Genomic DNA, 12,004 nt, shown 5'->3' on the forward strand with positions numbered 1-12,004 from the left:
ATCAGACTTCATTTGCGAGACCGCGCGGCCGTTGCTGCACGGGTTCGATGGTTCATTTGCCGCTGCCTGCGATCTGGTCGGTATCGCGGGTCAGATAATAGGCTGCCAGGATCGGCAGGAAAGTGACGATCACGACGATCATCGCGACCACATTGGTGACCGGACGCTGGCGTGGGCGGATCAGTTCTTCCAGCATCCAGATCGGCAGGGTCGACTGCTGGCCGGCGGTAAACGTGGTGACGATGACCTCGTCGAAGGAGAGCGCAAAGGCAAGCATGCCACCGGCCAGAAGCGCCGTTGCGATGTTCGGCAGGATCACATGGCGGAAGGTTTGGAAACCATCGGCGCCAAGATCCATCGAGGCCTCGATCAGCGAGCCGGAGGTGCGGCGGAAGCGGGCGACGGCGTTGTTGTAGACAACGACGACGCAGAAGGTGGCGTGGCCGAGAATGATCGTCCAGAAGGTGAAAGGGATGTCCGCCAGCGAGAAGGCCGAGCGGAGCGCAATGCCGGTGATGATGCCGGGTAGTGCGATCGGCAGGATGACGAGCAGCGAGATCACTTCTCGACCGAAGAATTTCGTCCGCGCGACGGCTGCGGCGGCGAGCGTGCCGAGTACCATGGCAATGACGGTTGCGATGCTCGCGACCTTGACCGAGAGCGTAAGCGCTTCCCAGATATCCGGGCGGTTCCAGGCGACGGCAAACCATTTCGTGGTGAAGCCCGGCGGTGGCCACTGGAAGCTCTTTTCCTCCGTCGTGAAGGCATAGACGAAGATCAAGAGGATCGGCAGGTGCAGGAAGGCGAGGCCGGCCCCGGCGGCGATCTTGAGCGACAGGCCTGCTGATTGGGAGCGGTCAGAGCGCATCGAAGGCCCCCATGCGTTTTGCGATGGTCAAGTAAATGCCCATGATGACGATCGGCACCACCGAGAAGGCGGCGGCAAGCGGGATATTGCCGGCGGTACCCTGCTGGGCATAGACGGCCTGGCCGATGAAGAGCCGCGAGGTGCCGACGATCTGCGGGATGATGTAATCGCCCATGGTCAGCGAGAAGGTGAAGATCGAGCCGGCGACAATGCCGGGCAGCGCCAGCGGAAAGAGCACATGGCGGAAGGTCTGGCGGCTATCGGCGCCGAGATCGCCCGAGGCTTCGATCAGGTTGCCGGGCACTCGTTCAAGGGCCGCCTGGGTCGGCAGGATCATGAAGGGCAGCCAGACATAGACGAAGACGATGAAGGTACCGAGATAGCTGATGGAGAGCGAATTGCCGCCGATGACGGGGATGGCGAGCAGTCCATCGAGTAGCCAGGTCAGATGCAGCTTGGCGAAGATCCAGGTGAGGATGCCTTCCTTGGCGAGGATCAGCTTCCAGGCATAGACCTTGACGAGATAGCTCGACCAGAGCGGCAACATGATGCCGAGATAGAAGACGGCCTTCCAGCGGCCTTTGGCATAACGCGCGGCGTAATAGGCGATCGGGAAGGCGATGACGGCGGAGGCCAGCGTGACGGCAGCCGACATCAGCAGCGTGCGCAGGATGATGTCGAAATTGGCCGGGCGCAGCAGCTCGCCATAGGTCGCCAGCGTGAATTCGTAGTTGATCAGGCCGGAGAATTCATCGATCGAGAAGAAGCTCTGCAGGAGCAGTGCGAAGAGCGAGCCGACATAGATGATGCCGAGCCAGAGCAGGGGCGGCACCAGCATCAGAACCAGCAGCAGGTTGGGCCTCCGCCAGAACAGATCCGAGAGCCGCCCCATCAGGCCCTGACGGCCAGGGGTGATGGCAGATGTGGAGATCGCCGTCATGCGCCGGCCTCCATGTAATGTGGGTCGGCAGGCGACCAGACGATGCGAATGCTTTCGCCTGTTTGAGGCGCGGCTTGGCCGGCGGGTAGCGAGATGGTGAGTGCGGCCACTGCCGTTTCGACGAAGAGCTTGGTCGAGGCGCCGAGGAAGCTGGTCGAGCGCACGGTCGCCTCGATGCCACCTTCCGAGACGATGCGGATGGCTTCGGGGCGTAGGCTTGTCCAGCGGGCCTCGCCGCCCAGCGCCTTCATCGCTTCGGGCGCAATCACATTCGAAGAGCCGACGAAATCGGCAACGAAGCGGGTGCGGGGGCGGTTGTAGATCTCGTACGGGGTGCCGGCCTGGACGATCTTGCCGTCATTGAAGACGGCGACGCGGTCGGCCATCGAGAGTGCTTCGCCTTGGTCATGGGTGACGAAGACGAAGGTGATGCCGAGCGAGCGCTGCAGGCTTTTCAGCTCCTCCTGCATCTGTTCGCGCAGCTTCAGGTCCAGCGCGCCGAGTGGCTCATCGAGCAGCAGAACCTTGGGCTTGTTGACGAGAGCGCGGGCCAGCGCCACGCGCTGCCGCTGGCCGCCGGAAAGCTGGCCGGGCTTGCGGGCGCCGTAGCCGGGGAGCTTTACCATCTCCAAGGCTTTCTCTGCCTCGCGGTGGCGCTCGGCTTTGGCGACGCCCTTGACCATCAGGCCATAGGCGACGTTGTCGAGAATGTTGAGATGCGGGAAGAGGGCATAGTCCTGGAAGACCGTATTGACGTTGCGCCGATAGGGCGGCACGCCCTCGGCGGTTTCGCCGAAGATCTCGATATGGCCCGCAGTCGGCTGTTCGAAGCCAGCGATCAGGCGCAGGCAGGTCGTCTTGCCGGAGCCTGAAGGCCCGAGCATGGCGAAGAATTCGCCTGGCTCGACGGTCAGGTCGACGGCATCGACGGCTTTCACGCTGCCGAAATGGCGCGAGACCTTCGAGAAGGAGACGGCTGCGGACATGGGGACTCCAGAGGTATGTGAGGTGTGCCGCCGACAGGCGGCCTCTTCTCCCCAGCGGGGAGAAGTGCCGAGCATAGCGAGGCGATGAGGGGGCCGAAGGCCAGGAGGCCCCACGAGAGGCTAGAGGCTTCGCCTCCCCTTCATCCGGTCCTGCGGACCACCTTCTCCCCGCTGGGGAGAAGGGGAAGTGATCAACGTCCGCCGATGACACCGATGTAGTCGGAAACCCAGCGGTGGTAGGGCACGCATTCGCCCTGGCTTTCGCACTTGGAGACCGGGGTTTTCCAGAACTTGATCTTCTCGAAGTTCTCGAAGCCATTGTTCTTGCAGCCTTCGTCGGTCAGGAGCGCATTGCCCTTGCAGGCTGCGGGAACGGAGGGAACCGTGCCGAACCAGGCGGAGACGTCACCCTGGACCTTGGGCGAGAGCGAATGCTCCATCCACATATAGGCGCAGTTCGGGTGCTCGCTCTCGGCATGCAACATGGTCGTGTCGGCCCAGCCGGTGACGCCTTCCTTCGGGAAGACCGAGGCGATTGGCTGGTCGGCCTTCAGGAGGTTGACCTGGAAGGGCCAGGATCCGGAGGCAACCACGCCTTCGTTCTTGAAATCGTCGATTTGGATGAAGGCGTCGTGCCAGTAGCGGCTGACCAGCGTGCGCTGGACGCGCAGGAGGTCAAGGGCTGCCTTGTACTGGTCTTCGTTCAGCTCGAAGGGGTCCTTGATGCCAAGTTCCGGCTTGTGGAACATCAGGTAGTTGGCAGCATCAGCGACATGGATCGGGCCGTCATAGGCCTGGACGCGGCCCTTGTTGGACTTGCCGTCAGCAAGCGTCATCTCTTCGAAGACGACGTTCCAGCTGTCGGGGGCTTTGTCGCCAAAGGCCTGGGTGTTGTACATCAAGACGTTCGGGCCCCAGACGTAAGGCGTGCCGTAATGGACGCCATCCTTGGTGTGCCAGGGGGCGTTCTGAAGGCGCTCGTCGATGGTGCTCCAGGAGGGGATGAGCGCGGTGTTGATCGGCTGGACGCGCTTGCCGGCAACGAGGCGAAGCGACGCGTCGCCCGAGGCGGTGACGAGGTCGAAGCCGCCTTCGTTCATCAGGGCGACCATTTCATCCGAGGTGGCGGCGGTCTTTACCGAGACCATGCAGCCGGTCTTCTTTTCGAATTCGGTGACCCAGTCGAAATTCTTGTCGGTTTCGCCGCGCTCGATATAGCCGGCCCAGGCGACGATGGAGAGTGCGCCTTCGCCGGCTCCGAGTGCCTGCAAAGGCTCCTGGGCGACAGCAGCGGTGGTCATACTCAAGATGGAGGCGAGGACAGTGCAAGACTTCAAAAGAGATTTCATCGCGAGGTCTCCCGGTTGTGAGGGCCGCGTTTTGCGGCTTTATGTTCCCGAAAAGAAAGTTGCCGCGAATTAACCGCATTCGCAAATTCATTCGTCAGAATGTCGGTATCGGTTTTTCCGATGGCGGCGGATTTTCTCCTGGTTCGTGGGGATGCCCCTCATCCCCCTGCCGGGACCTTCTCCCCGCAGGCGGGAAGAAGGGAGCACGACGCTGCCGCATCGGCCTTCTCCCCGTTCACGGGGAGAAGGTGGCGGCAGCCGGATGAGGGGCAATCACTACAGGTTACCTGACCCGCCCACTCCGGCTTGCCTCGGCAATGCCGACGAAATCCCTTGCCGACTGGGGCAGGCTCGAGCCCTTCCGCCAGACCATGCCGACCTGCACCACGGGCAGCGCGCCGGAGACGTCGCGGCTTTCGATGCGGTCGCCTTCCAGCGACCAGGGGCGGTAGACGAGGTCGGGGAGGAGCGCCACGCCGGCGCCGGTGGCGACGAGACTGCGGACGGCTTCAACCGATCGGGTGCGGAAGGCAACATGCGGGCGGGCGCCGAGCGCCGAGAGGAGCTTGCCGGTGTTCTCCTCGATTTCGTCCACTGTCAGCATGATCAGCGGTTCTCGTGTGATGTCGGCAATCGAGATGATGTCGGCGGAGACGAGCGGGTGGCCAATGGGCAGCCACAGACGGTAGGGCGAGGTTTCCAGGATCTCGGCCTGCAGCGCCATGCGGTCGCGCAGGTTGGAGATCACCATGACGGCGACATCGAGTTCGCCGCCGATCAGCAGGTGTTCGAGATAGGAGCCGTTGTCCTCGATCGCGGAGACTTCGACGCCCGGGCAGGCGCGGCGGTAGCGGGCCAGCAGATCTGACAGCACGTAGCCGGCGACGAGCGAGGTGACGCCGATGTTGAGCGTGCCGCCGGTGCTGTTCTGGGTCTCGGTGAAAACGTTGCGGGCATCGGAGACATCGGCCAGAATCTTCGTTGCGTGGCGCAGAAACTGGTGGCCGTTATAGGTGATCGTCAGGCCGCGTGGGTGGCGCTCGAAGAGTTCGACGCCGAGATCGCCCTCGAGTTCCTTGATCGCCTCGGTGACGGAAGACTGGGAGATCAACAGGTTCTGGGCAGCGCGCGTCACCGACCCCTGTTCGGCAACGGCGACGAAATACTGCAACTGACGGAGGGTGAAGGCCATGAGCTTATGAAGCACGGCGCCCGTCTGGAGGCAAGCTGATCGAAAGGCGCCAGGCGAAGGGTTGTCAGGTTACACGGCAGCTTTGCAAAACTGCACTAGGCAACACGCGGCCAAGGTGTAGGATTGCATGGCCCGCGCCGTTGGTTCGCCCACGGATCCTTCCTCGTGCAAAGCATTTTCGTCCCATGAAATCGACGCCGCTCGGCTATCTCTTCACCTTTCTCGCATTTTCCGTCTTTGCCATTCAGGACGGCCTTTCCAAGCATCTCGGCGAGACCCACTCGCCGGTTCAGGTGGCCATGGTGCGCTACTGGGCCTTTGTCGCCTTCGCGCTGTTCCTGGCGATGCGGTCGTCCGGTGGCCTGAGCGTCGCGGTCAACACGAAGCGGCCGTTTCTGCAGGTCCTCAGGGGCCTCATTCTTTTCTTGCAGATCCTGATCTCGATCGTCGCCTTTACCCAGGTGGGGCTGGCGCAGAGCCAGGCGATCTTCGCGGCCGGGCCGATTTTCGTGGCACTCCTCTCCATGCCCATCCTCGGCGAAAAGGTCGGCTGGCGGCGCTGGACCGCGATCCTCTTCGGCCTCGTCGGCGTCGTCATCATGCTTGCGCCCAGCGGCGACGGCTTCAATAGCTATATCTGGCTGCCGTTGATCTGCGCCGTGTTCGGCGCGATCTACGGGATTGCCACACGTCTCGTCAGTCGCGACGACCAGCCGTCGACGAGTTTCTTCTATCTGGCGATCGTCGGGTTCATCGGCTCGAACCTGCTCGGTCCTTTCTTCTGGACGCCGTTCACGCCGGTGGGATGGGGCCTGATGTTAGCGCTGTGTTGCACCGGTATCATCGGGCATCTTTCGCTGATCAAAGCCTATGAAAACCTCGATGCCGTGATCGTCCAGCCGATCTCCTATTGGCAGCTGGTGCTCGGGGCGATGATTGCGGTCACCGTGTTTGGCGAAGTGCTGCGCTGGAACACGGTGGTCGGCGCCGTGATCGTTGTCGGCGCCGGCCTCTTCACGGTCTGGCGGGAATGGGTGGTGTCGCGTCGGGCCAAGCGCGCCGAGGAAGAGGCGCGGGTGTAAGGCGCTGCGGAGGTCTTATTCTTCCTCAGCGATCTCTATCAGTTCTTCCAGCCCGACCGGTGCGACCGGGCGGAAGTCCAGGCCATAGACACGGCTTGCGCAATCGTGCTTCACCCTTTCGATCTGCGCCTTCTCGCCCCGGATGCGGGCGCGCAGGAGCGGGTCGCGGGTGCCTGTGATTGCCATCGACTTGTTGACCACCCAGCCATAGGGCGCGATGCCTGCGCGACGCAGGTCGTCCTGCAGGGCTGATGCTTCCGAGACCGGTGTCGTCTCCGGCAGCGTGACGAGCAGGACGCGCGTAAAGGCGGGGTCCTGCAGGCGCATCAGCGGGGTCACCATGCGCCCGGGAGCATTGTCGTCCATTTGGCGTGTCATCTGGCGGTGATAGGCGCCTGTTGCATCGAGCAGCAGCAGCGTGTGGCCTGTCGGGGCCGTGTCGATGACCACGAAGTTAGAGCGCGCTTCGCCGACGACGCGGGAGAAGGCGTGGAAGACGGCGACTTCCTCGGTGCAGGGAGAGGCGAGATCCTCGCGCAGCAGGGCCTGGCCGGCGTCATCGAGATCCCGGCCCTTGGTCGACATGATCTTGTCGATGTAACGGGCCGTCTCTGCCTCTGGGTCGATGCGATCGACCGTCAGGCCTGGCATGGCGGCGGCACCGACGACGAAGGACAGGTGTGCTGCCGGGTCTGTCGTGGTGAGATGGACCGTATGGCCGCGGGCGGCGAGCCCGACGGCGACGGCTGCGGCAACGGTGGTCTTGCCCACACCGCCCTTGCCCATGACCATCACGAGGCCCTTGCTGCTTGCCGCGATTTCGTCGACCAGCGTCGAGAGACGCGGGAGGTCTGGACTTTCGAAGGTGTCGTCTGCGGTATCGACAGGAGGCGTGAGAGCCGTTTCGGACAGCAATCCGCGCAGGGCGTCGAGCCCCACCATGTCGAAGGATTTCAGCCCCACTTCGTCGCGGGGGAGCGATGCCAGTGCGGGCGGCATTTCGGCCAGTGCCTTTGTCTGTTCTGCCGCGAAGGCTGTGGCCACAGGGTCTTTCGGATCTGATGGTGTGAAGCGGCCGTTGACAGCAAGCATCTGGTTGGAGAGGCCGAGTTCGGAGAGTTCTCCGGCGGTCCGGGCGGCTTCGCGGATGGCACCGCGATCGGCGCGTGTCACCAGCACGATCGTGGTGCGGGCGGGATCGCCGAGGCATTCCAGTGCCGTGCGGAAGCGGTCCTGCTGCATTTTTAAGCCTGAATGGAGCCCAAGGCAGGAGGCGCCGCGTTCGTTGGCCTCCAGGAAACCGGTCCAGGCCTTCGGCAGGCTGAGGAGCCGCAGCGTGTGGCCGGTTGGGGCCGTGTCAAAGATAATGTGGTCGAAGCGCGGGTTGTTATCGGCGAGCAGGCCGACGAATTCGTCGAAGGCGGCAATCTCGGTGGTGCAGGCGCCGGAGAGCTGTTCGCGCACGGTGGCGCGATCCTTGTCGGTGGCTTCAGGTCCCATCTGGCTGAGTACGCGCAAACGGTAGTCTTCGGCCGCGGCTTCAGGATCAATGTTCATCGCGGACAGGCCTGACACTCCCGGCACCGGTGTCGGATCGCTGCCAAGGGTCACGCCCAGCATCTCGTCGAGATTGGAGGCGGGGTCGGTGCTCACAAGCAGGATCTTCAGTCCCTGATCGGCGAGCGCAATGGCGGTCGCGCAACTGAGCGAGGTCTTGCCGACGCCGCCCTTGCCGGTGAAGAACAGGTGGCGGCTGGGTTTGTGAAGCAGTTTCATCGTCGACATGGCGTCCATCCTCGCGTTGATGGTGTGACCCTAGCCCGCCCTTGCCCTTGCGGACTTGATCCATGCCAAGTGGGAGGGCGATCAGATGTCTTCTGCTGGTGCGATACGGTTGACGCTGCGGGCCTGCCAGAGCGTGCGGAAGAAGGCGAGGATGAAGATGCCGCTCATGATCAAGACGATCGTCGGGGCGGGTGCGCTGTCTATGAAGAAGCTCAGATAGATGCCTGCGAGCGAGGAAGAGATCGCGACGATCACGGCCGTCACCAGCATCGTTGCGTAGCGCTTGGTGAGCAGGAAGGCTATGGCCCCGGGGGCAACGAGCATGGCGACCGAGAGTATGATGCCAACCGCTTTCAGGGCGCCGACGACCACCAGTGAGAGCACCGCAAGTTGGCCGTAGTGCAGGAGACGGACCGAGAGGCCGATGGCGCGTGCGTGCTGCGGATCGAAGGCATGAGCCAGCAGATCCTTGCGCAAGACGATGAGGAACGCCGTGGCGAAGAGGGCGATCAGGCCGGTCTCGATGAGATCCGACGGCAGCAGGCCCAGCATGTCGCCGAAGAGGATGTGGTCGAGGTGCACAGAGCTCTGGACCTTGACATAGAGGACGAGGCCGAGGCCGAACATGCCTGAAAAGACGATGCCGAGGACCGTGTCTTCCTTGATGCGGCTGTTCTCCTTGATGAAGCCGGTGAGAAGCGCGCAGACGAGACCGGCGACAAAGGCGCCGATCGCCAGCGGAATACCGGCGATATAGGCGATGACAACACCCGGCAGCACGGCATGGGAGACGGCGTCGCCCATCAGTGACCAGCCCTTGAGCACCAGCAGGCAGGAGAGAAGCGCCATCGGAATGGCAATCATCAGCGTGACCAGGAAAGCCGTCTGCATGAAGGGCAGCTGGAAAGGGAGGATGGCGAGTTCGAGGGTTTCGCTCATGCGGTCCGCTCCTCGGCTAAGCGGTGAGGCTCTGCCGTCGATGCGGGAGGCATGGGCTCCAGCGCTTCGCGCGCGCGGCTGCGGGCAGCGAGCAAGCCGTGCTTTGGGGCAAAGAGGAAGGCTGCCAGGAAGATGATGGTCTGCAGGACGACGATGATGCCGCCGGTCGCGCCATCGAGAAAATAGCTCGCATAGGCGCCAATAAAGCTCGTGCCGGCACCGATGCCGAGCGCCATGAGTATCAGCCGCTGGAAGCGGTCTGTGAGCAGATAGGCGGTCGCACCTGGCGTGACGACCATGGCGATGACGAGGAAGGCGCCGACGGTTTGCATGGCGGCAACGGTGGAGGCGGCCAGCAAAGTGAAGAAGATCACCTTGAGGCGTTCGGGCTTCAGGCCGATGGAGCGGGCGTGGTTCTCGTCGAAGAAGGTGACCATCAGGTCCTTCCACTTCAGCGTCAGCACGATGAGGCTGATGCCGCCGATCAGCACGAGCTGCAGCGTGTCGGCCGGTGTGATCGCGAGGATATTGCCGAGCACGATGGTCTTGATGTCGATCGAGACGGGTGAGATCGAGACCATGAACAGGCCAAGGCCGAAGAAGGATGTGAAGATCAGGCCGATGATCGCGTCTTCCTTCAGCTTGGTGCGCTGGTTGAGGAAGAGGATGGCCATCGCCGCCAGTCCGCCCGACATGAAAGCTCCGAACGCAAAAGGCAGACCCAGCATATAGGCGCCGGCAACGCCCGGCACGATGGCATGGGAGAGCGCGTCGCCGATCAGCGACCAGCCTTTGAGCATCAGATAGGCGGACAGAAATCCGCAGACGCCGCCCACAAGCGCAGACACCAGAATGGCGTTGCGCATGTAGTCGTAGGTGAAGGGCTCAACCAGGGTCGCGAGCATCGGCGGCTCCCGGTTTCGGCGTGCCATAAATAACGAAAGGACGTTCGTCGTCGGTGATGACGGTGACCTCGCGGCCGTCATCATCGTCATGCAGATCGCGGCCGGCCAATACGAAGTGGCGCAGCGCGCCGCCAAAGGCGGTCTTGAGGTTCTCTTCAGTGAAAGTGTCTTCGGTCTTGCCCGACGCGATGACGGTGCCCTTGACGAAAATCGTGCGGTCGCAAAAGTCGGGCACGCTGCCGAGATTGTGGGTCGACACCAGCATCACCCGGCCTTCGTCGCGCAGGTCCTTCATCAGGCCGATGATCTGTTCTTCGGTGGTGACGTCGACGCCGGTGAAGGGTTCGTCGAGCAGGATCACCTGGCCTTCCTGGGCGAGCGCACGGGCAAGGAAGACGCGTTTGCGCTGGCCGCCGGAGAGCTCGCCGATCTGGCGCTTGCGGTAATCGCCCATGCCGACGCGGGCGAGCGCCTCGTCGACCAGTTGGTGATCGCGTTTCGAGGGGATGCGCAGGAAGTTCATGTGGCCGTAGCGGCCCATCATCACGACGTCTTCGACGAGGACGGGGAAGTTCCAGTCGACTTCTTCCGCCTGGGGGACGTAGGCGACGAGATTTTGTTTGAGCGCCTGTTTGACGCTCATGCCGAGCACGCGGATTTCGCCTGAGGCAACCGGCACAAAGCCCATGATCGCCTTGAACAGGGTGGACTTGCCGGCGCCGTTGACGCCGACAAGGGCAGTGATGGTTCCGGGCGGGATGGCGAAGCTCGCATGACGCAAGGCTGTGTGGCCGTTGCGATAGGTCACCGTCACATCATCTGCGGCGATGCCTTCGCGGCTGCGTCTTGCGCCCGATCCCATGATCATCCGGCAAATCCCTTCACGATGGTCGAAACCGTCACCTTCAGGAGATCCAGATAGGTCGGGACCGGGCCGTCGGGCTCACTCAGGGAATCCACATAAAGGATACCGCCATAACGTGCCCCGGTTTCGGCTGCGACTTGGCCGGCCGGCTTGTCGGAGACGGTGCTCTCGGAGAATACGACGGGGATCTTGTTTTCGATCACCTGGTCAACGACGGCCTTGACCTGTTGGGGTGTGCCCTGGCTGTCTGCATTGATCGGCCAGAGATAGAGTTCTTTCATGCCGAGGTCGCGGGCGAGGTAGGAGAAGGCGCCTTCGCTGGTGACAAGGAAGCGCTCGTTTTCCGGTATCTTGGCAATTTCCGCCTTCATCGGCTCGATTTCGGCGCGGATCTTGTCCGAATAGGTCCGGGCATTGGCCTCGTAGATCGCAGCATTGGCCGGGTCGATCTCTGTCAGGGCCTTGCGGATGTTCTCGACATAGATCAGCGCATTTTCCGGCGACATCCAGGCATGCGGGTTGGGTTTGCCGTCATAGGCGCCGCCGGCAATGCCGATCGGCTCGATGCCGTCGCTGACGGTGACCGTTGGCACATCCCCGAGATTGGCGAGGAATTTCTCGAACCAGGCTTCGAGGTTCAGGCCGTTGCGCAGCACGAGATCGGCGTCGCGGGCCTTCAGGATATCGCGCGGTGTCGGCTGATAGCCGTGAATTTCTGCGCCGGGCTTGGTGATGCTTTCCACCGTTGCCGCGTCGCCGGCAACGTTCTGGGCGATATCGGCAATGACGGTGAAGGTCGTGACGACCTTGGGATTGTCGTTGGCAAGGGCCACCCCCGGCAGCATCAGCGCGAGGGCAAAAAGACGGCAGGCAAGCTTTGAGACCATGGTCCATTCCTGTTCTTGCAAGTCATTCTCATTAAAACCTATCGCGCTTCGCGCTGATGTCAACGCTTTTGCAAATCATTTGCAAAAAGCTTTCCGTGATCTGTGCCGGAACTGGAAAGCCGGGGTTAAAGGTTCCGCAAGGAGAGGGGCGTATGCTCACATTCAGTATTGCGTAAACAGTCGGGACGGTGTCATGGCGGAGTTCC

11 protein-coding genes are annotated in these 12,004 nt (G+C 62.5%); 1 reads left to right on the forward strand and 10 read right to left on the reverse strand.

The window, feature by feature from the left end:
• Nucleotides 1-52: 52 nt before the first annotated feature.
• From SJY08_RS02055 to SJY08_RS02075, 5 genes are all read right to left on the reverse strand, one after another.
• Nucleotides 53-868 (reverse strand): ABC transporter permease, encoded by an 816-nt coding sequence (locus SJY08_RS02055; RefSeq protein ID WP_054147984.1) that lies wholly within the window; start codon nt 866-868, stop codon nt 53-55.
• The gene (locus SJY08_RS02060) at nt 858-1,808 is read right to left on the reverse strand and encodes an ABC transporter permease (RefSeq protein WP_054147985.1); all 951 of its coding nucleotides are present in this window, start codon (nt 1,806-1,808) and stop codon (nt 858-860) included. The genes SJY08_RS02055 and SJY08_RS02060 overlap by 11 nt, the downstream gene beginning before the upstream one ends.
• Complete coding sequence (locus SJY08_RS02065; RefSeq protein WP_377274548.1) at nt 1,805-2,794, reverse strand: ABC transporter ATP-binding protein; 990 nt, start codon at nt 2,792-2,794, stop codon at nt 1,805-1,807. Before SJY08_RS02065 ends, SJY08_RS02060 begins: the two co-directional genes overlap by 4 nt.
• Before the next feature lie 191 nt (nt 2,795-2,985).
• Nucleotides 2,986-4,143 (reverse strand): ABC transporter substrate-binding protein, encoded by a 1,158-nt coding sequence (locus tag SJY08_RS02070; RefSeq protein WP_377274550.1) that lies wholly within the window; start codon nt 4,141-4,143, stop codon nt 2,986-2,988.
• 283 nt (nt 4,144-4,426) lie between these two features.
• Nucleotides 4,427-5,335, reverse strand: coding sequence for a LysR substrate-binding domain-containing protein (locus SJY08_RS02075; RefSeq protein ID WP_054150229.1), 909 nt, complete (start codon nt 5,333-5,335; stop codon nt 4,427-4,429).
• 185 nt (nt 5,336-5,520) lie between these two features.
• Here SJY08_RS02075 and SJY08_RS02080 point away from each other — a divergent pair, with 185 nt between their 5' ends.
• A complete protein-coding gene (locus SJY08_RS02080) occupies nt 5,521-6,417 on the forward strand; it encodes a DMT family transporter (RefSeq protein ID WP_377274552.1) in 897 nt (298 codons plus the stop codon).
• A gap of 15 nt (nt 6,418-6,432) precedes the next feature.
• Here SJY08_RS02080 and arsA read toward each other — a convergent pair whose 3' ends face one another.
• The 5 genes from arsA to SJY08_RS02105 form a co-directional block, all read right to left on the reverse strand.
• Nucleotides 6,433-8,193: an arsenical pump-driving ATPase gene (gene arsA / locus SJY08_RS02085; protein WP_377278445.1), complete on the reverse strand. Its 1,761-nt coding sequence runs from the start codon at nt 8,191-8,193 to the stop codon at nt 6,433-6,435.
• A gap of 90 nt (nt 8,194-8,283) precedes the next feature.
• Nucleotides 8,284-9,141: a metal ABC transporter permease gene (locus tag SJY08_RS02090; protein WP_377274554.1), complete on the reverse strand. Its 858-nt coding sequence runs from the start codon at nt 9,139-9,141 to the stop codon at nt 8,284-8,286.
• Nucleotides 9,138-10,046: a metal ABC transporter permease gene (locus tag SJY08_RS02095; RefSeq protein WP_377274556.1), complete on the reverse strand. Its 909-nt coding sequence runs from the start codon at nt 10,044-10,046 to the stop codon at nt 9,138-9,140. Before SJY08_RS02095 ends, SJY08_RS02090 begins: the two co-directional genes overlap by 4 nt.
• The gene (locus SJY08_RS02100) at nt 10,027-10,914 is read right to left on the reverse strand and encodes a manganese/iron ABC transporter ATP-binding protein (protein ID WP_377274558.1); all 888 of its coding nucleotides are present in this window, start codon (nt 10,912-10,914) and stop codon (nt 10,027-10,029) included. The genes SJY08_RS02095 and SJY08_RS02100 overlap by 20 nt, the downstream gene beginning before the upstream one ends.
• Complete coding sequence (locus tag SJY08_RS02105; RefSeq protein WP_377274560.1) at nt 10,911-11,798, reverse strand: metal ABC transporter substrate-binding protein; 888 nt, start codon at nt 11,796-11,798, stop codon at nt 10,911-10,913. The genes SJY08_RS02100 and SJY08_RS02105 overlap by 4 nt, the downstream gene beginning before the upstream one ends.
• Nucleotides 11,799-12,004 lie beyond the last annotated feature (206 nt).

Origin of the sequence: Rhizobium sp. R86522 (assembly GCF_042466255.1) — a bacterium.
GTDB lineage: Bacteria > Pseudomonadota > Alphaproteobacteria > Rhizobiales > Rhizobiaceae > Allorhizobium.